This is a genomic window from Dysgonomonas sp. BGC7, from assembly GCF_001261735.1.
GTDB lineage: Bacteria > Bacteroidota > Bacteroidia > Bacteroidales > Dysgonomonadaceae > Dysgonomonas.
Genome location: NZ_CVRP01000014.1, coordinates 106,838 through 129,064, shown reverse-complemented (window position 1 = coordinate 129,064; position 22,227 = coordinate 106,838). Strand labels below are relative to the sequence as shown.

The window sequence follows — 22,227 nt, the reverse complement described above, 5'->3', positions numbered from 1 at the left end:
TTCACGTTCTGGGTGTGTACATGCTCACCTGTATGTATTGCAGTGGTTGCATGCCCTATGGGATATCCGTACTTGATGACATCCTGCCCTTCGGCTATCTCTTCTATAGCGAATTTATGTCCTGTTGGTATATCGTTTAGTATGTTTATCTGCCGATCTCCGATGTTTATCTTTTCCCCGCTAGCGAGGTCTTGTATTGCCACACAGACATTGTCTGTTGGCGATATCTTGATGTATTTGTTCATTAGCTGATCTCCTTTTCTATTATAATTAATTAGCTGAAGCTAAATTTGTGTACAATTGTAATTGATGATAGTAATAAAAATCTCTTTTCAGATCAATTTACTTTTTATTGCAACTAGCATCTCCATATACTCTTCATCTGACAGATATACTTTCTGGGGATTCATTACAAAAGTTGAGCCAAAATCTGCTTTGTTTTCATATTTAGGAGCCAGATGTATATGCAAATGAGGGAGTTTGTCTGAATATGCTCCGTAATTGATTTTTGCGGGAGCAAACAGATCTTTTAATGCCCGTGCGACTTTGTTTACGTCTTCCATGAAAGCAAGAAGCTCTTCTCCTTGGAGGTCATATAGTTCGGTTGAATGTTCTTTATATGCAACTATACATCGTCCTTTATAAGTTTGTTCGCGAAATAAAAAAACAGTCGAAACATTTAGCTTGCAGACTTCTATCATGAGATCATGCATTGTCTGATTTTTATTGCAATATAAACAATTGTTATTTATTGACATGGTGATTCTTTTTTTAGCCATCCGCAACATAGTGGTTAAGATAAGACCACTACGCATCGAATGGCAGCCTGATTAACCTATTTTTATCCTATGACACTTTTCAGTGCGCCTAGCATACCTTTATCTAATATCAATTTAACATCTTCAGACACTTTATCTATGAATGAAGGAACTTCCGAGAAGTTTTCTTTCCACATATCCTTATTATTTACTATTCCTGTTACCCAATCTTTGATATTATTCTTGTCGAATGTTTTTTGAATAAAGTCGATAAACTCAGGAGTATCGTTTGCTGTAAATCCTTTTGCCTCCGATTGCCCTGTATAAAGGACGAGTAAAGCCGCAAAAGAAAATGTAGTCAACTTGGCATCTTTACCGCGTTTTTTGTAATTATCATATACTGTCGGATAATCGCGGGTTTCCCATTTTGAAATAGAATTTAATGATATATCCTTTAAATAATGTTTCAGGTAAGGATTGTAGAAACGTTCAAGTATTTTCGCAGCAAAGATTTCTAATTCTTTAGGATCTTCATCTATGCACGGAAGAACTTCATCTGCAACCATACGGTTGATATACTTTTCTACTTCCGGAGTATTAAATGCGTCCATTACAGTTTCGCAACCCAACTGTAGAGCAACAGGAACCATTGCAGTATGAGAGCCATTAAGAATACGTACCTTTTTTGCTCTGAATGGTTTTATATCATCCATGAACAATACATTTAGTCCGGCTTTGTCTAATGGAAGCTTTTCTTTTATAATAGGATCGCCACCAATAGCCCATACGTGGAAATATTCTCCTTTTACTACTAGGTTGTCGTCAAATCCTATTTCTTCTTTTATTTCATTGATGTTTTCGCGAGGGAATCCCGGAACAATACGGTCTACCAGCGTGTCGTAGAAATGACATGCCGTATTGACCCAATTGATAAAGTTTTCTTCGAGCTTATTGTGTTTTGCGTGTTGCAGTACATATTGGCGAAGTGTAGAGCCATTGTCTTCGATAAGCTCGCAACAGATAATAAGAAGGCCTTTATTGGGATCTCCGTTAAATTTTTTATATCGTTTATATAATAATGCAGTCATTTTTGCCGGAAATGACTTCGGTGGTTCTGCTGTCAGGTCATCACCTTCTTCGTAGCGTATACCGGCTTCGGTAGTATTGGATATTATCATTTCGAGTTCATCGCTGAGGAATAATTTTTCATATTCAGCATACTGACTATAAGGGTTAAGTATACCTTCTATACTTTTTACTAAAGCAACCTCTTTTACCGGCTGTTTATCTTTTATTCCTTCCAGATAGACATGGTACATGCAGTCTTGTTGTTTAAATATGTTAGCAATTTCCTGACCTTGTGCTATGGGCTGTACTGCTATTATTCCGTGATTCATTACTCCTGTATCGTTAGCTTTGTCTATCATCCAGTCTACAAAAGCACGGAGGAAATTTCCTTCGCCAAATTGAAGAATTTTTACAGGTAAATTTTTCTTTTCTACTGTTGTTTTATTAAGAGGCTTCATGTGAATTAGTTTTATTTTAGTTTTTTAATTTTTTAATTACTTGATTGTATATGTTATTTTATTATTCAGTCTGTTAAGAACTTCATTTATGCATTCTATAAATTGCTCCTTGGTTCTCACTGGCTCATTGTCAAGTTCCCAGGTTGGCATAAAATAGTATTCTGCATAATTGTCTGCCATATCCATTATAATAATATGGTTGAGGCTGTCTTCTGTTATTTCTTTTATCTTATTCGTTCGTGCAAATATAACTAAACCCTGCATATCATCGTTGAGGCTCTGCTTTCCGAATGTGGCTATGTAAGACCATTTGTTATCCGGCTGATGAGATACAATGAGTTCTGCTTTGTCACTTTTTATTATACCTGTAGCTATATTATCTATTTTCTTGTCGGTCAGTAATTCCATATGAGATGCACGGCTACCTGCGTCTATAGAGATAAGAGATTGTAGGTTGCACTTTGTTCCGTTGGCGTTCCATCCATAATATGTGGTTTTTACTTGCGAACGTACTTTCCCTTCTGCCGTAATACCAGAGGTTATACTATCTTTTTTTTCGACTCTCACTGCTTTTTCTCCATCCCAAATGGCAATGGATCCTATTCCTAATGCTTTTCCGACCTTCATGTTGTCCATTCCCCAATCGGCCATTTTGTGGTAGTTGTCAAATCCATCTACCCCTACGGCGGGGAGGACTATTCCAGTTGTCTTTTTCCCGAAAACGTCTATTGCGTTTCTGTTGTCGAGGTAGAATCGAAATGCGACTTTGTCGCTTTCCCACCCCGGACCTTCATATTTTATATAATAAGAGTGGTCGCGGAATGTTCCCGGAAGAGTTATATAATTCGGTTTAACCCAAGAATACCCTCCCACATATTTATGCCCTTCAAATTTTCCCCCTATTTTGTGAGATATTTCAGCATAAGTTCTTTTGGGATAATTGAGAGCTTCTCCTTTTTCAATAGAGATAGAGATTTGTTCGTTGGCGGCTATATTGGCTATAGGTATTATTGCAAACTGTTCCGATCTGATATTTTCTATAATTTCTACCGGAACAATACTTCCGTTCACCGATGCCGAGTATGTGCCAAAAGCTAATTTTAGCTTTTTTACCGGTATTTCTAATGTATAGTCTTTTATTGCTACAGGAGAATTGTTTTTTATAATTACTCTCTGTGCAGATATCAGAGATGTAGATGACAATATAGTAATCAACAGACCGATAAAGGTTAGACGCTTTGTTTTGGATAAAAAATTCATTGGTTTTTCAAGGTTTGGGTTTTAAAATAAGTTATATCTTATTAAAGAAAGCCCCTGTTGCTATTAGCAAATATAAGGGCTAAATTTAATTAAACAAGGGGAGTTTTTGACTAAAACAGTTTCACCCCGTATTTTTAAAACTCTCTACTTTTGTTTTTATACTCACTAGGAGTCATTCCATATACATTTTTGAAGCATTGGGTAAAATATTTTGTATCGGATATACCTATCATAAAAGATACTTCTTTGATCGTATATTGCTGAGTCGATATAAGATTCGCAGCATATTTTATTTTTATATCTCTGATAAACTCAATCGGGGCAAGTCCTGTAAGACTTTTTAGTTTCTTGAAAAATACTGTCCGGCTCATAGCCATTGCTGTAGCCAGATCGTCTACCACAAAGTTCGTATTATCTATGTTTTCTTCAATCTTTTCTTTTATTTTTTTTATAAAAAATTCATCTTGCGAAGTAATCTGTAATTTATTCTCCTTATTATCGCTATCGTTATCCTCTGTGTCGACAAACTGAATCTTACCAGCAGTAAAGGTGTCATATAGCCGTTTCCTTTGTCTTATAATATTGTCTATCCGAGCTCTTAGGTATTTGACACTGAAAGGTTTAGTTATATAATCATCAGCTCCATAGCTCAATCCATCTACTTTACTTTCCAAGTCTGTTTTTGCCGTAAGTAAAATAAAAGGGATATGGCTGATTTCGTCAGTCGACCTCACCTTTTGGAGTAATTCAACTCCGTTTACTTCCGGCATCATGATATCGCTGACAATAAAATCGGGAATGCTTTTTACTGCTACATCATAACCGTCTCTTCCATTGCCTGCGGCAAGTATATTATAATAGGGTTGTAAGATATTAATAATAAATTGGCGTAAGTCGTCGTCGTCTTCTACAACCAGAATAGTGTCCTTTTCTTTTTGCAATTCTTCTTTTTCGCCTTCAGCTATGCTTACATTATCTCTAACGGATATAATGCTTTCTTTATTTTCTTCTTGAGACTTTTGTTCTTCCGAAAGCATAAAGACAATATTGTCATCCTCTTCGAAATGAGCAATACCCATCGGAAACAATATAGTGAAGCTGGTACCTATGTTTTCTTCACTTTCTACCAGTATTCTTGCATGATGCTTATCTGCTACTTCTTTTACAATGGACAGCCCTATGCCTGTACTTGGTTTGCTTTTATCTGTGTTGAAAGATGCAAAGCGGGTGAATAATTTGTTTTGTACATCTTTGCTCATACCTTGCCCTTCATCATGTACCTGTATGGCAACGGCGTCTTCTTTTCTTGCCGGAAAAATACTTACTTCTATGTTTTTATCTACAGGGGTGTATTTCAAGGCATTGGATAATAAATTGAAGACTAATTTTTCTACTCCATCTCTGTCTATCCAGACTTTTTCATTTTCGGCGTTGTTCTTTATAGAGAGTTTTATGTGTTTGTATTCTGCTGTTTTTGTAAAATTACTGCATATTTCAGATACATAGTTGCCCAAAAGTGTTTCCTGAATATTTAATTTCTGTTTTTGTATTTTTCTGAAATCTAAAATCTGGTTGACCATGCGTTGCATTCGGCTTGCATTTTTCAGTACTAACTGTAATTGAGATTTTATGGAATCAGGTGTTTGCTTATCTTCTATCATGTTCTCTACAGGAGAGACGATCATGGTTAAAGGTGTGCGTATTTCGTGTGAAATATCTGTAAAGAACCTGGTTTTCATTTCTGTTTGTTCATGTTCAAGCTTTACCCTGTATTTCATTCTGTAGAAAACAAAAAGCGTACGTAATATTATATACAGAATGCCGACAATAGCTATAAAATATAACAGATATGCCCATCCTGTTTGCCAAAAAGATGGAGTAATTTTAATTTCCAGAATATGCTCATTGTCCATCCATATCCCATCACTATTAGTCGATTTTACCCGAAATGTATATTCTCCCGGAGCAAGGTTATTATAGTTGGCTGTTCTTTGTCCTTTAGTTATAATCCATTCGTTATCAATATTATCCAATTTATATGCGTAACTAATTTTTTTAGAGTCAGTGTAGTCCAGTGCAACAAATTCAATATTGATAAAATTTTGCTTGTGGTTGAGTTTGATGGATTTAGCGTCGTCCAGACTTTCTTTCAAGGGAGAATTTTCGCCAATGAGAATATCTTTATTTGCAATCTGGAGTTTGGTAAGTGCCACATAGGGTTTGAAAGTATTTCGCACTATATTTTCCGGATTTATCGAAAGAATCCCTTTCGAATATCCGAAATATATGGTGCCTGCTGCCGATGCCCAGCATGCTCCTTCCGAAAAGTTCTGCCCTGCGATCAGTCGATTGATTTCACTATATGTTTCGAATGAATTTTTGTCAGGATCAAATTTCGTAATATTACCTTCTGAGGCAATCCATAATTTTCCGGTATTGTCTTCTACCAAAGTAAGTATCACATCGGAAGGTAGTCCATCTTTGGCTGTATATGAGGCAAATTTCAGAGGAAATCCTGATTTGTCGACAGCAGATATTTTGTTTAGCCCTCCTCCGAATGTTGCGAAATATGTATCGCCTGACTTCGTAGTGCAGATATCATATACATCATTTTCGCTAAGGCTGCTGTTATCTTCCGGAACACGTGTATAGAACTTATAATCAATAGTATTTATTGATTCGAAATTGGAGCTGAATACAATCAAGCCCAAAGTTGTGCCTATACAGATATTGCCGAATTTGTCGAGGCTCATAGTCCGTATTTGTGAGCCGAATTGTATAGGGTAGCTTTTCAGATTATTTCTGTTACTGTAAAACCGCTTTTCGTTTTCATCTAATAAGTTTAGCCCTCCTCCATAAGTTCCGATCCAAATTCGTTGTTTAGTATCTTCAATAATGCAATATACGCTATTGTGACTCAGGCTATATAAGTCGTTTTCGGAATGGATGTAATGTTCTATTTTGTATTTGCTGCCCGTTGGGGTGAGTTTATATACCCCTTCTCCTTTTGTTCCTATCCAGATGTTTTTTTTGCTGTCTTCTGTTACAGAGTAAGTAATACCTTCCAGCGGTATGTTGTAACCTATAGTTCCGTCGTTATTTAGATATCCTATCTGTTTTAGCTGTTTGTCATATACAAATAGCTTACCTCCTTTGGTCGAAATCCATAGGTTGCCACTACTATCTTCCAATAGGCTTCTGATGTCGTTATTTACAGTAGAGTGTATATCTGTATCTACAATAATAGTTTTGAATACTTCGTTGCTAAACAGAACCTTATCTAGCCCATGAGACCGGGTGCTTAACCATAAATTGCCCTGACGGTCTGAAAAGGCTGTATGCATCACATTCGAGAATTTCCATTCGGGAGATGAAGGCTCGTTGTAGAAAGGTTTTAAAGCATCATTTCCGGCATCGTACCAGGCAAATCCTCCCCCACGAGGGTGTACCCAAAGACGGTTATCTTTATCTTCGAAGATGAAAAAATTTGACGGGAAGACATTCGATATTTTACTTTCTGTCTGCATCTCGAAGTGTATCATTGTTTGAGTTTCGGGATTGAATTTTGCTACTCCTGCATGATTTACTTCAAACCAGATATTGTTGTATCTGTCTATGTATGATGAAAGAATCTGATCGGATTTCATTCCTTTCAGGTTTGCCGAATTATATTTACTTAAGGTTTTATTTTGTCTTTTGTATATGAAAAATCCATCATTTTGTGTTGTTATCAATATGCTATTGTTGTCAATACTTTCTATATGCTTTATTGCAGACTTTGCGTCAGTTTGCAACAACTCCGAATTTCCGTTTTTCTTATCATAGACCCATATTCTGCCATTTCCCGATCCAAACCAGATCTTATCATTTAGTTCCATGGCAGAATAAAAATCCTGTGTGGAAACAGATTCAATATATGCTTGCTCCGAAAAAAAGCTGTTTATTTTTTCTCCTTTATACGAAACACTATACAATCCGTTATTGGTTAATATCCATGAATTTTTATCCGAATCTTCATACACGGAATTAACTGCATTGCCATTTATTTTTTTATTTTCGCGATTATATAATTCTATATTGAAAGTAGAATCTGTAATGCATACACATCCCATGTTTTCAGATAATAGCCATACTTTACCTGAGTCTTTTGTGAGTATTTTTGTGGCAATGAAAGTGAGGTCTTTATATTCTTTTTTTGAACGAATGCCCATAAAGTTTTCAGTACGGGGGTCGAATCGGTGCGGTTCTCTGTCGTAGGGCAAAGTCCAGATATAGCCATATTTATCTTCACAGATAAAATCTATCCTATTGCTTCTCATATGATATTTGTCGCCTTGCTGTATGCGGTAAGTATAGAAATTGTAACCATCGAACCGGCACAGTCCGTTCCATGTAGAAAACCACATAAACCCTTTTTGGTCTTGCAAGATACTCATAATTGTATGCTGGGGCAGTCCATCTTCGGGGCCATAATGCTCAAAATAACACTGAGGCTGGCTTAAAGTTGGTAGAATATTTAGTATTGCGATGAGGAATGTACAGCAAAGACTTTTTAATTTCATGGTGGAAATGAGGTTTGATGCAAATATAATTAGTTTTGTAATAAAATGCCAAATTTTAGGATAAAGTCAATTTGCCCCCCTTCAAAAAATATTTTAACACCCTTCGTTTTAAACTTTCATTCATACATTGCACTCGAAATCTGACAAACAGATGATACCATGAATTATATTTACGTATTTTAAATTATATAACCAATACCTGAAAAATAAAACCAAGAGGAAATGTTCCTATACATTTCTTAAATCTAAGAACATGATTATATCTAAATTAATTAACAGTAAATTATAAATCTATCAAACTATGCGAAAGACAATTAAAAGAATTTTGTCTCTGGTATGTATCTCTTTATGCTTGCTTTGTGTGCAAACTGCATATGCTCAGCAGAAAGAAATAAGAGGTACGGTTACAGATTCTCAAGGTGAACCTCTGATTGGGGTTACCATTTCGGTCAAAGGAACTACAAAAGGTACCATGACCGATATTGATGGAAAATATACTCTTTCAGTAACTAATGACGCCAAAGTTTTAGTGGCTTCATATGTGGGAATGAAACCGAATGAAAAACCAATAACCGGCAATGCTATTAATTTCTTAATGGAAGACCTTAGTTCCGAACTGGACGAGGTTGTGGTTATCGGTTATGGTACAGTAAAGAGAAAAGACCTGACAGGCTCTGTTTCTTCTGTGCAGGGAGATGCTATTCAGGCGGTTCCTGTTGCCAATGTAGCAGAAGCTATAACCGGTAAATTGGCCGGAGTTCAGATTACAACAACAGAAGGATCACCTGATGCCGAGCTGAAAATTCGTGTTCGCGGAGGGGGGTCTATTACCGGAGATAATACTCCACTTCTTATTGTAGACGGTTTTCCTGTACAAAGTATATCAGATATACCATCATCTGAAATTGAATCTATAGATGTGTTGAAAGATGCATCTTCTACTGCTATCTACGGTTCTCGTGGAGCTAATGGTGTTATCATTGTGACCACTAAAGGAGGCAAGGATGGGAAATTGTCTGTCAGTTATAATGCTTTTTATAGTGTAAAGAAAATAGCAAAGACATTAGATGTGCTTTCTGTTCCCGACTATTTGAAATGGCAGTATGAATATGCAATGTTGAAAAACGATAGCGATCCAGCCTCTTATGAAAAGTATTTTGGAACTTATCAAGATATGGATATGTATAATAATGTATCCGGAAACGATTGGCAAGATCTTATCTATGGACGGACAGGACACGTATTCAGTCATAATGTAAGTATAAGTGGAGGATCGGACAAGACTACCTATGCTTTCAACTATGCACATGTGGAAGATAAAGCCATTATGGTTGGCTCCGATTTTAAAAGAGACAACTTGTCTTTAAAACTGAAACATAAACCAATCAAAACTCTGACATTTGATTATTCTACACGATATTCAGATGCAACTATAAATGGAGGAGGTCTTAATGAACAAAATGAGAAGTCATCAGCAGACTCTCGTATGAAACACTCAGTAATTTATACTCCACTGCCTATCAAATCTATTGGTACAGATACAGATGAAGAAGATACTTCCAGCGAATTAGTGAATCCATTTACAGCTATTTCCGATAACGAGCGCGTACAAACTAGACGTACTCTAAACATGGCGGGAAGTGTAACATGGGAAGCTTTGCCGGGCTTGAGATTAAAGTCTGATGTAGGTCTCGATCGTTACGATGCTACAGATAACAGATTTTTTGGTTCTTCGACCTATTATGTTAAAAACTCACCTTCTACAGAGAATAAAGGATTACCTGCAGTTGTTTTCTCAAATACAGTAAGAAAAACCTTCCGCAATACAAACACAGTAAACTACGATTTTAAAAAAGTATTGAAATCTAAAGATCATTCATTAAGTGCATTGTTAGGACAAGAAAACCTAAAAACAGAGACAAGAGTACAAACTAGTACTGTACATGGATATCCGGAAGATTTTAATGCATCAAAAGCATTTAATTATTCTTCGGAAGGAGATGCTCAGTCTATTGAAAACTACACCTCTCCTGACGATAAGTTGGTTTCTTTCTTTGGCCGTGCCAACTATGATTATATGAGTAAATATTTGATGTCTGCTACTTTCCGTGCTGATGGATCAAGTAAGTTTTCAAGAGGAAACCGTTGGGGATATTTCCCTTCAGCTGCCGCTGCTTGGCGTGTGTCATCCGAAAATTTTATGGAGGGAACAAAAAGCTGGTTAGACGACCTTAAGTTAAGACTTAGCTATGGTACAGCGGGAAATAACAATATTCCTTCGGGACAGATGATACAACTGTTTGAATCTAATCCTACTACATGGATTGATGGTTTTTCTAATTATTGGTCTGCTTCAAAAACAATGGCAAATCCTGACTTAAAGTGGGAAACAACATATACTAGAAATATAGGTTTAGATTTTACCTTGTTTAAAAGCAAACTGAATGGATCTGTTGAGTTCTATCTTAATAATACTAAAGATCTTCTTATATTATTCCCTATTGCAGGAACAGGGTATGACAACCAATATAGGAATATGGGAGAAACTCAGAATAAAGGAATAGAGATTCAATTGAATTATGTGGCTATAGATAAAAAAGATTTTGGTCTTAATTTCAATTTCAACATCGGATTCAATAAAAATAAAATTAAGGATCTGGGAATGATGGATAATTTCTACAGCTCTTCAGGCTGGGCTTCTACAGAAGTTCAGGACGACTATCAAGTCGCAGTAGGCGGTGCTGTGGGTAAGATGTATGGATTTAAATCTGCCGGACGATATGAATTGTCTGATTTTGAAGAGTTTGATGGTAAAACATGGAAGCTGAAAGAAGGTGTACCTAGTTCTCCTAATGTTTTGGGAACAATACGCCCGGGAACAATGAAGCTTGAAGACCTTAATGATGATAAGATTATTGATGATAAAGATAAAACTATTATAGGAGATGCAAATCCTTTACATACAGGAGGATTTACTATCAATACCCGCTTCAAAAATTTTGACCTGACTGCCGCTTTCAACTGGAGTTATGGAAATGATGTATATAATGCTAATAAAATAGAATATACTTCATCTAGTAAGTACCAATATCGTAATATGATTTCTGAAATGCGCGATGGACAGCGATGGACAAATCTTTTGCCAAATGGAACAATAACCAACGATGTGAATGAACTGGCAGAATTGAACAAGAATACAACTATGTGGTCTCCGTATACCAAGCAGTTTGTTTTCTCAGATTGGGCTGTCGAAGATGGATCATTCCTACGTCTGAATACATTAACTTTAGGATATACCTTGCCGAAAACTCTTACTAAGAAATTTTTAGTGCAAAATCTTAGATTTTATGCAACTGCTTATAATGTATTTTGTTGGACAAATTACTCTGGTTTCGATCCGGAAGTATCTACCCGTCGCAAAACTGCTCTTACTCCGGGTGTAGACTATTCTGCTTATCCTAAGAGTCGTCAGTTTGTATTTGGTGTAAATCTGAATTTTTAATAGCAAAAAGCTGACAAAACAGAAGTCAATTCTTATCAATTCTAAAAGAAGATTTTAAATGAAAAAAAATAATATAATAATACTGGCTATAGTTGCTCTTCTAACAACATCGTGTGAAGATCATCTTGATGCTCCGAGCCCTTCGGCGATGGAGCCGGAAATCGTATTCTCTACAGCAAGACTGGCTGAGTCGGCTGTGATGGGAATAAGTGTGTCTTTTGCCGAAACAGAATCATATAGGGGGCGTTTTCTTCCTTGGTATGGTATGAATACAGATAGTGAGTGGTATAATAGTTCTGATAAATATCCTGATGGAAAAGCAGACCTTGCTGTTTATGGTGCAGATGCTTCCAATACTCAGATGAACTCGGAGAAAAACGCATGGGCTAAGATGTATGAAGGTGTGGAAAGAGCTAATTTGTGTATTGATGGATTACGTAAGGCCGGAATGGCCACTCCGGGAACTCCTTTGGGACATCTTCTGGCAGAGGCTTTAACTCTAAGAGCCGTTATTTATGCGGATCTGACAAGAGCATGGGGTGATGTTCCTGCTCGTTTCCAACCTCTTACTACTGCTACGTTATATATCCCTAAATCGGATCGCGATGTAATCTATAAACAATTAATTGCAGACTTAGGAGAAGCCGCAGAGTTAGCCTATTGGCCTAATGAGCATGATTATACATCTTCAGTGAACAGGGTGAATAAAACTTTTATAAAAGCTCTTCGTGCACGTATATGTTTAGTTGCGGCAGGTTATTCTCAACGTCCTGATTCAGAATCTCCACGTTTGAGTACAGATCCTGAATTGGATAAAGAAAAGCTATATAAAATAGCTCAAAGCGAGCTGTTGGACATATATCCTAATTCTAACGCAGGACTGCTTGAAAACTCATTCGAAACAGTATTTAGAAATCTTTGTCAGGAAGATAGAAGAGCCGGACGCGAATCTCTTTGGGAAATACCAATGTCTGACGGACGTGGACGTATGGCATATACTTTTGCCATCAAACATCAGGCTAAAGATCAGTATACAGATATGACACAGGGTGGTCAGGCTGGTCCTACTCCTAATTTCTTCTATGATTACGATGTTAACGATCTTCGTCGCGATGTTACATGTGTTCCATACAGATGGTCTAACAGTAACCCATCAAAACAGGAGTTGAATGCTCTTAACAATTGGAGCTTTGGTAAATATCGTTTCGAGTGGATGAAGCGTAGAGTAACGTCTACTAACGATGATGGTCTACATAAGCAATATATGCGTTATGCAGAAGTTGTACTTATGCTTGCAGAAGTGACTAACGAACTTGATGGATACGCAGCAGCAGCTCCATACCTGAAAGACCTTCGTAATAGAGCTTTTGCTCCTAACTTGCGAGCAGAGAAAGTTGAAAAATATGTGAATGATATTAAGTCTGATCAGGCTATGTTCGATGCTATTGTAAAGGAACATGCTTTTGAATTTACCGGAGAAATGTTGCGTAAAGAAGCTCTTATCCGATGGAATCTTTTAGGAAATAAGCTTGCAGAGACTAAGGAAAGAATGTATGAGTTGCGTGACAGAAGAGATCGTTATGCAGATGTGCCAGCTACAATTTATTATAATTATGCAGAGGATGGTGAAACATTGCTAACTTTTGGTCTTAACAGAGGAGAGACAGTAGCTAATCCTAATGATTACACAGGCTCTTTGGAATGGGTTTCCCCTGCTAAATTGAAAGACGAGAAGATAGAAGCGATATATGTTCATAATCCTGATAAATACCAATTCTGGCCTATCTGGAAAGTTTTTATCAACTCTAGTAATGGTACACTCAAAAATGATTATGGTTATTAAAATCCTTAAAGCAACAATATGAAAAATTTTACGATAAAAAATATATTCGCTCTCATGCTATTGTTAAGTTTGGCAATAGTGTCGTGCGACGACAGGGACGATGAGATCACTTCACTCGATTTTGACAGGGTTTTTTCTCCAACAGGAATGGAGGCAAGGTTGAGTAAAGTAGTAGAGCTTACTCTTAAATGGAAAGACGTGAAGGGGGCACAATCCTACATTGTAGAATTATATAAAGACAGTTTGAAATTTGAAGCTCAAAATCTTGTATATACAGCCGAAGTTTTAAATACTGAATTTAAATATGTACTTGAAGGCGACATGCAGTATTCTGCACGTGTGAAATCTGTCTCTGATAGTATAGACGATTCTAAATGGAATGGTATTGCATTTAAGACCAGTGTCAACAGCTTGTACCTTGATCCACAAATAGGAGATATAGGATCTACTGAAATAATTCTCAGATGGCCTGCCGGTACTTATGCCTCACGAGTTGTGCTTACTCCGGCTAGCGGAACAGCTATTACTCATACCATATCCCAAGAAGAAGTAAATGCCGGAGTGATTAAGCTGACAGGGTTAAGTCCTGAAACTACTTATAGAGCAATTCTCTATGGACAAGAAAAGCAAAAGATCGGAGATAAGAGTGTAACCACATTGAAAGAAGGAACGAAATTTATAGGCCCTGACGATGATCTGATCGGTGAATTGGCTGCAGCAAACGAAGGAGCAGCATTCTTACTCTTGCCGGGTAATTATCTTACAGACGGAACAGTATTGAATATCACAAAAAGTGTTTCAATTTCTGGTGCGGACATAAATAATAAGCCTATAATTCATGCTCAATTTGACATTGAATCTATTAACTCTTTAGATCTAAAATCTTTGATCATGGATGGAACGAAGAGCGATAACACATTATTAGATAACCCTATTCGCTTTGCAACAATGTCCGGTACATATGGCAACATAACTATTGATGGCTGTGAAATACGAAATTATGAAAAATCTTTAGTTGCAGAAGTAAGCGGTATGCTTGGAGTTATCGAGTCTGTCAAGATTAATAATAGTATAATAACGAATATATTGACAAATGGTGCTGATGGGATCGATATTCGTAAAAGCTTATTGAAGAAACTTACGTTGACTAATAGTACATTTAATAATGTTGCTGCTGCCCGTGATTTTATCCGTGTCGATAATGACGGTTCTACGACCCATCCGGGAAATGTTGATATCAGTATAGAGAACTGTACTTTGTATAAAGTTTCGAATACTAGCGGTAAACGATTACTGTATGTTCGATTCAAAACAAATACAATAGCTGTAAAAAATACGATCATTGCTGAAACTGTTGCTACTTTCACAAACCAGAGTGCGACAAGCCAGCCGGAATGTTCAAAAAATAATTACTTCAACGCTCCTAACTTCATTGCCCCTGCAGTTCCTGCATCTGGAGTAAAATATGATATTTCAGGAAATCATACAACTCTTGATCCTCAGTTTGAAGATGCAGCTGCAGGCAACTTTAAGGTTAAAAATCCGAATGTAAATGTCGGAGATCCAAGATGGATTGATTAAATAATAATTTTGGTATCAGGCGTAGAGATGATCTCTATACCTGATACTGAAAACTAAATAATATATTTTGAATTGCTAAACTTATTTTTCTGCTGAGAAATACTTTTTTGGTAGAGTTTGAATAGTCCTAAAGTTTAGAAAAAGCAAAACCATAATAATGAGAAAACTAAAGATGATCCAATTTTTTATGCTGTCTTTATTGATAATAATTCCTCAATTGGGATATGCACAAAAAAACGACTATAAGTACGAGTATCTATACGAAAATATCCCTTTCAGAATGAACCATGTCGAAAGACCTGTGTTTCCGTCCAATGAGGTTTCTATAGCAGATTTTGGAGGGGTTTCTGATGGAATAACTTTAAATACAGAAGCCTTTGAGAGGGCTATGTCCTCTTTGTCTCAGAAAGGAGGAGGTACTCTTCATGTTCCTTCCGGAGTTTGGTATACAGGGCCTATTGTGTTCAGATCGAATATAAATCTTCATTTAGAAAAAGGTGCACTGATCCTTTTTTCTGCTAATTTTGACTTATATCCTCTTGTCAATACAGTCTTCGAAGGGCTTGATACTCGCCGTTGCCAGTCTCCAATATCAGGACGAAACCTTCAGAATATAGCTATAACAGGCAAAGGATCTATCAATGGCTCCGGAGAAGCATGGCGTCCGCTAAAAAAAGGAAAAGTAACAGACAGTCATTGGAAGAGGGTTGTTGCATCCGGAGGAGTAGTCAAAGATAAAAACTATTGGTTTCCTTCTAAAGGGTCTCTGAAAGGCTTGGAAATAAGTGACATGAATGTTCCGAGAAAAGATTTGACAGAGGCTGAGTGGCTCGAAATAAAAGATTTTCTTCGTCCGGTAATGGTTAGCTTTATCGAATGTAAAAATGTATTGCTCGAAGGAGTGTTATTTGAAAACTCTCCATGTTGGAATATTCATCCGCTTATGTGTGAAAATGTAATAGTAGACAATATATTTGTTCGTAACCCCGGATATGCGCAGAATGGAGATGGGCTCGATCTTGAGTCGTGTGTAAACTCTATTATTGTAAACAGTGTATTCGATGTGGGAGATGATGCTATCTGTATTAAATCAGGGAAAGATGAGGATGGTCGTCGTCGCAATCGCCCTACTGAAAATGTGTTGATAGATAATTGCAAAGTTTTTCAGGGGCACGGAGGTTTTGTTGTCGGTAGTGAAATGTCAGGTAGTGTAAGAAATATATCTGTTTCTAATTGTCAGTTTCTGGGAACTGATGTTGGGCTGAGATTTAAGAGTCGTCGCGGACGTGGAGGAGTGGTTGAAAATATCTATATTAGCAATATTAATATGTTTGATATTGCTACCGAATCGTTTCTTTTCGATTTATATTACGGAGGTAAGTCGGCAAGCGAATCTCTCGAAGATGGGGATATAGTTCCTGTAGATCTCGAAAAATCTGCTGTAGATGAAACTACACCATCGTTTAAGAATATCTATGTAAAAAATCTCACTTCGCGTAATGCTCGTCGTGCAATGTTTTTCAACGGCCTACCCGAAATGAAAATAGAGAATATTAATGTAGAGAATGTGACTATAACTTCCAATATCGGAGCAGAGCTTGTGGAATCGAAAGATATAAATTTCAAAAATGTAAAGATTTTACCAAAACAAGGGGCGGCTTTAATCTTAAAAAATATAGAAAACTTTAATCTTTCAAGCTTCGAGTATCCTTCATCACTCAAAGAAGTGGTTAACATAAGTGGTAAAAATAAGAATATTCAATTACCGAAAACTTTGAATAAGAATTTGATAAAAGAAACAAAATAAAAAAGGTTATGAAGGTAAGGTTGCTTATATTATTATTGTCTGTGGTCTCTATTGTAGCAATAGAGGCTCAGACAAAATATTATGTTCGTTTGGCCGATTCTGAAATTAAGCGTAATCCCGAGTCGTGGATGCTCGATTTTTCAGCAAAACCTAAATGGAACTACTGTCATGGATTAGAATTGCAGGCAATATTTCAAGTCTGGCAAAAGACTTTCGACCAGTCGTATTACGACTATGTATATAGCTTTGCCGATCTTATGGTTGCTCAGGACGGACAGATAAAAACCTATAAACCTTTAGAATATAATATAGATCGGGTAAACTCGGGTAAATTTCTTTTTCCTGTTTACGCATTAACAAAGCAGGAACGTTTCAAAAAAGCCATAGATCTGATGAGAGAGCAAATGCGTACCCATCCTCGTACATCGGCAGGAAGTTTTTGGCACAAAAAGATATACCCGCATCAGGTATGGCTCGACGGCCTTTACATGGCAGGTCCTTTTCTTGCCGAATATGCAAAAACATTCAATGAACCGGAACTATTTGACGATGTTGTCTTGCAAATCCTTGATGTGCATAAATATATGTATGATTCAGCTACAGGGCTTTACTATCATGGTTGGGATGAAAGCAAGCAACAGCGTTGGGCTAACCCTAAAACAGGCCTGTCTCCTAATTTTTGGTCAAGAAGTATCGGTTGGTATATGATGGCGATTGTAGATGTACTGGATTATCTTCCGGAAAATCATCAGGAGAGAGGCAAATTGATCGGATTGCTTGAAAACTTATCGTCTGCCATAGAAAAATACAGAGACGAAAATACAGGTATGTGGTATCAGGTAACAGACCAGATAGGCCGTAAAGGGAACTATTTGGAGTCAAGCGCATCGGCCATGTTTATTTATTCTTGGGTAAAAGGTGCTCAAAAAGGATACTTGGACAAAGACTATCTACAAAAAGGAGAAAAAGCCTATGGGCAGTTTGTAGATAGATTTATAAAAGAAAATGAGGATGGTACTATATCTCTCACCGATGGCTGTGCTGTTGCCGGATTGGGTGGTGATAAGAATTATCGTGACGGCAGTTACAAATATTATATTGGCGAACCCGTGAGAGACAATGATCCTAAAGCTGTAGCTCCTTTTATTATGCTGAGCATATTACTCGACAGATAAGCTAATGACAATAATTAATGACGCATTTTGCAGTGCAATATAAAAGAACTCCGAGTTACTCCTTTTACTCTGTGGTTTAAATTAAAAAATAGGAGCAAATGTGACATTAAATTCTTTTTACTATTTAATTGAAAATCCTAAGATGAAAATATTATCGGTTCTAACATTACTGCTTATTTCTTTATCAGCCTTTGGGCAGACTCCTGCTTTTCCCGGAGCCGAAGGAGGAGGAATGTACACTGTTGGTGGCAGGGGAGGAAAAGTCTATTATGTAAATACGCTGGAAGATACTATTGCCGGAAATAAAAAGACACAAGAGGGTTCTCTTCGCTGGTGCCTTAAACAGTCCGGAGCAAAAACAATACTATTTAAAGTTGCAGGTATTATACGGTTAAAAAATAAACTTCATGTTACGGATAGTACTACTATTGCCGGACAAAGTGCACCGGGCGATGGTATCTGTATTGCAGATTATCCGGTAAGGGTAGATGGCAACAATATTATAATTCGTTATATGCGATTTCGTATGGGAGATTTGCAGAAAGTAGAAGATGACGCATTATATGGATATAGGAATAAAAATATTATTATAGACCATTGTTCCATGAGCTGGAGTACCGATGAATGCTCTTCATTCTATGATAATGAAAACTTCACTATGCAATGGTGCATAATTTCGGAAAGCCTTCGTGCCTCTGTACACCGAAAAGGCAGTCATGGATACGGGGCAATCTGGGGAGGACAAAAAGCGTCTTATCATCACAATTTATTGGCTCATCACGATAGTCGCAATCCTCGTATGTGCGGGAGCCGTTATAGCAATCGTCCGGATCTGGAACTTGTAGATTTCAGAAACAATGTGATATATAATTGGGGCAGTAATAGTGGATATGCAGGCGAAGGCGGACGATATAATTTTGTAAACAACTACTATAAGCCTACAGCAACATCTTCTCACAAAGGGCGTATATTCGCTCCCAATGGCGATGATGGAAAAAATAAACAGGAAAAGGATACATGGGGTAAGTTTTTTGTAGAAGGGAATTTTTTTCCTGACAACGAAAAAGTTACTAAAAATAATTTATTGGGATTGCAACCCAATCCGTCGAGTAAAAATTTGATGGAATTAATATCTGTTATTCCTTTCAATGTGCCATATGTTACCACTGAGAGCGCAGAGGGGGCATATCAGAATGTTCTTCTCAAAGCTGGTGCAAGTTATAAAAGGGATAAAACCGATGCGCGGGTGATAAATGAAGTGAAAAAAGGGCTGACTCCTAAAAGAGCATCCGGAAAAGCTGATACCAGACCGGGAATGATAGATACACAGGGTGATGTAGGAGGTTGGGAAGACTATTCTTTCGATTCCTCACAGGTTCTTGTAGATTCCGATATTGATGGTATTCCTGATGGATGGCTCGAAAAGAACTATCCGGGATGTAAAGCAACTGATTTGAATAAAGAAGGCTATACTTACCTTGAGGTTTATCTGAATAGTCTTATCTCCAAATAATAAGGTCACAAAGACCTTTTGTTTTCTTCTTTTGTATAGCTTGGGCTATACTTTAATATTGTTGTGTAAAATATTTCTATTGTTTAAATTGTTGCCATGAAATATATATTTTCTTTCGTCATCTTATTTTCATTTTTGTTAGGTCTTTCAGCTCAGGAGAAGAATGAAGTTGTTGTAGACCGTAATGGAACAGGAGATTTCCGAAATATACAAGAAGCTATAAACTCTGTACGGACAGCCGACCCCAGAGGGCAAATTACTATTCGTATCAAGAAAGGAGTATATAAAGAGAAGTTGATTTTACCTCCTCACGTAACAAATGTGAGACTAGTTGGTGAAGATCGAGATCATACAATAATAAACTATGACGATCATGCCAATATAAATAAAATGGGGACTTTCAAGACCTATACTTTTCTGCTTAGTGGCAATGATATTATTTTAGAAAATCTTACTGTCGAAAACTCTGCTGAACCTCTAGGACAGGCAGTTGCCATTCATATAGAGGGAGACAGAGTTATATTCCGTAATTGCAAATTTTTAGGGAATCAAGATACTGTCTATGTTGGCAGAGATGGGGCTCGTCAGTATTTCGAGAATTGTTATATAGAAGGTACTACCGACTTCATTTTTGGCCCGTCTACAGCATGGTTCGAAGGGTGTACTATCCATTGTAAAAAAGATTCGTATATCACGGCAGCAAATACACCTCAGAATATAAAATATGGATATATTTTCAATAACTGCCAAATAACAGTTTCTGATGAAGTTAAGGCTATGTATCTGGGGCGTCCCTGGCGTGCTTATGCCATGGCATTGTTCATGAATTGTTCTTTGCCGCAAGAAATACTTCCGGCAGGTTGGGATAATTGGAAAAACCCGGACAATGAAAAAACTGTTCGGTATATGGAATACAACAACACAGGAAAAGGAGCCGATACTTCGCAGCGGGTAAAATGGTCACAGATACTTACTGCCGGCCAAATAAAAGAATATACAGTAGCCAATGTGCTTGGTGGTTGCGACAATTGGAATCCCAAAGCATTATTGAAATGAATAAAATGAAATTTGTTGTTTTTTTGTGCCTTATTTCTTGTGCCTGCTTACTCTCAGCTCAGGTACGCATTTTGTCTATTGGAGATTCTACAATGGCCGATTATGATGAGGCTAAGAATAGCGAAGAGAAGGAAAAAAGAGGATGGGTGCAGATGTTGCCGATGTTTTTTACCGAAGATGTAAGAATAGACAATGCAGCTAAAAATGGCAGGAGCTCAAAATCTTTTTATTTCGAATTTTGGGAAAATAATCTTTGTAATACGCTAAAAACAGGAGATTATGTTTTTATTCAGTTCGGACATAATGATGAGAAAAATGATGGTAAAGATACTGGTGAAGAAGATAAGAAAGAGCGAGGTACGGCTCCTTGGGGGCAATATGTGAAATATCTCTCGAAATATATTACAGAAAGTAGGGAAAAAGGAGCTATCCCGATTTTGATAACTCCTGTTGTGAGGCGTATGTTTGATGAGGAAGGCAAGACTCTTACCGAACGAGGCAAACATAATCTGGTACAATATGCCGAAGAGAAAAATGATTCGATACTCAACTACGCCCTTGCCATGAAATCCGTTGCCCAAAATATGGATGTTCCGTTGATAGATATGACTTCGCTTACTCAAAAATTGGTAGAGGAATACGGGCCTTATAAGTCGAAAGAAATTATTTACTGTGTCGAAGACAATACACACCTGAAAGCAATGGGGGGCATTGTATTCTCTCGGTTATTTGTAAAGCAACTGCTTCAGCAAGGAATACTCACACAATATATACAATTTCCTAAGACGCCTTATATTGCGCCACATCAGCTCGATTTAGGATTGCAATTAGTTACTATACCTTCGGTAAAGGTATTGTCCATAATGGGTTCTGAACTGCCTATCGAACAGCGTTTCAAACTGAAAGTAAATTCCCCGTTCTCCCTTTCTCTCTCTCCTAACGATGGATATAAAGATGAGTTGAATATTGTCTCCAAGACAGGAGATTTTTATTATCCTGTGTATGTTCACTTCATACCCGATAAGGCAGACGCTTACAATCAGAATTTACGCCTAACAATTAACAATGATCGACATAATAATATACATCTCAAAGGAAAAGGAGTAGCTGCTGATGGCAATAAAGCTATTGATGTGAAAATCCAGTCTCATTATTTTTTTGATAAAGATTCTGATATTGAAACCAAAAGAGATCTTATAGTTAATTCAGAATTAATCGGTTTAGAACCTGTTACCTCTACGGAGAAGGAGCCTTTTCTCTTGGAAACTCTACAGCAGGGAAAAAATAATGTAAATCTTAAGGGTGAAATAGATATGAATACGGCTAGATATGTCGAAATTTCACTTACAGCCAAGTTATATGACGTCTATTTAAATTATATCTCATTCGATCTCAAATCTTATAATGGAGATAAGATGCAATTTACAGTATTAGGCTCGGTCAATGATAATTTTTCAAAGCCGGATTCATATACCGTGATGGAGAATATGAGCGATAAGGCTCTTAAGACGTATTCATTTCATACAATGGTGAAACTATCGAAAGGAAAAACATATCGATTGCGAATATATCCATGGGATAGGGCTGGCATGTATAATAAGTTTCATTTAGATAATATTCTGATTAAAGGTCTTGGTAAATAGT

At 37.1% G+C, this 22,227-nt stretch carries 13 protein-coding genes; 8 read left to right on the top strand and 5 right to left on the bottom strand.

The features are described from left to right. The 5 genes from BGC7_RS13710 to BGC7_RS13690 all read right to left on the bottom strand — a co-directional run. A partial coding sequence (locus tag BGC7_RS13710) for a UxaA family hydrolase (protein ID WP_185112981.1) occupies positions 1-245 on the bottom strand: 245 nt, incomplete at its 3' end. Positions 246-332: 87 nt separating this feature from the next. Further along, a complete protein-coding gene (locus BGC7_RS13705) occupies positions 333-758 on the bottom strand; it encodes an HIT family protein (RefSeq protein WP_050702170.1) in 426 nt (141 codons plus the stop codon). Between the two features lie 83 nt (positions 759-841). Beyond that, complete coding sequence (locus BGC7_RS13700; RefSeq protein WP_050702169.1) at positions 842-2,284, bottom strand: tagaturonate reductase; 1,443 nt, start codon at positions 2,282-2,284, stop codon at positions 842-844. Between the two features lie 36 nt (positions 2,285-2,320). Then, entirely contained in the window at positions 2,321-3,544 is a 1,224-nt protein-coding gene (locus BGC7_RS13695) for a DUF4861 family protein (protein WP_050702168.1), read from the bottom strand. A gap of 134 nt (positions 3,545-3,678) precedes the next feature. Next, positions 3,679-8,106 carry a hybrid sensor histidine kinase/response regulator transcription factor gene (locus BGC7_RS13690; protein WP_050702167.1) on the bottom strand — a complete coding sequence of 1,476 codons (4,428 nt, stop codon included), beginning with the start codon at positions 8,104-8,106 and terminating at the stop codon, positions 3,679-3,681. Between the two features lie 301 nt (positions 8,107-8,407). Between BGC7_RS13690 and BGC7_RS13685 the strand changes: the two genes are divergently transcribed. The 8 genes from BGC7_RS13685 to BGC7_RS13650 all read left to right on the top strand — a co-directional run bounded on the left by BGC7_RS13685 (position 8,408) and on the right by BGC7_RS13650 (position 22,226). Continuing rightward, positions 8,408-11,608, top strand: a complete 3,201-nt coding sequence (locus BGC7_RS13685; protein WP_050702166.1) for a SusC/RagA family TonB-linked outer membrane protein — start codon at positions 8,408-8,410, stop codon at positions 11,606-11,608. Positions 11,609-11,666: 58 nt separating this feature from the next. Beyond that, positions 11,667-13,451, top strand: a complete 1,785-nt coding sequence (locus BGC7_RS13680) for a RagB/SusD family nutrient uptake outer membrane protein (protein WP_050702165.1) — start codon at positions 11,667-11,669, stop codon at positions 13,449-13,451. An 18-nt stretch (positions 13,452-13,469) separates the two neighbouring features. Next, positions 13,470-15,032 carry a DUF4957 domain-containing protein gene (locus BGC7_RS13675; protein WP_082206760.1) on the top strand — a complete coding sequence of 521 codons (1,563 nt, stop codon included), beginning with the start codon at positions 13,470-13,472 and terminating at the stop codon, positions 15,030-15,032. Positions 15,033-15,219: 187 nt separating this feature from the next. Further along, positions 15,220-16,839: a glycoside hydrolase family 28 protein gene (locus BGC7_RS13670; protein WP_242034363.1), complete on the top strand. Its 1,620-nt coding sequence runs from the start codon at positions 15,220-15,222 to the stop codon at positions 16,837-16,839. Positions 16,840-16,847: 8 nt separating this feature from the next. Continuing rightward, positions 16,848-18,014, top strand: a complete 1,167-nt coding sequence (locus BGC7_RS13665) for a glycoside hydrolase family 88/105 protein (protein ID WP_050702162.1) — start codon at positions 16,848-16,850, stop codon at positions 18,012-18,014. Positions 18,015-18,156: 142 nt separating this feature from the next. Further along, positions 18,157-19,527, top strand: a complete 1,371-nt coding sequence (locus BGC7_RS13660) for a pectate lyase family protein (protein WP_050702161.1) — start codon at positions 18,157-18,159, stop codon at positions 19,525-19,527. Positions 19,528-19,623: 96 nt separating this feature from the next. Continuing rightward, on the top strand, positions 19,624-20,583 hold the full coding sequence (locus BGC7_RS13655) for a pectinesterase family protein (RefSeq protein WP_050702160.1): 960 nt from the start codon (positions 19,624-19,626) through the stop codon (positions 20,581-20,583). Continuing rightward, complete coding sequence (locus BGC7_RS13650) at positions 20,580-22,226, top strand: rhamnogalacturonan acetylesterase (RefSeq protein WP_157258732.1); 1,647 nt, start codon at positions 20,580-20,582, stop codon at positions 22,224-22,226. Before BGC7_RS13655 ends, BGC7_RS13650 begins: the two co-directional genes overlap by 4 nt. The last annotated feature ends 1 nt before the right edge of the window (position 22,227 follow it).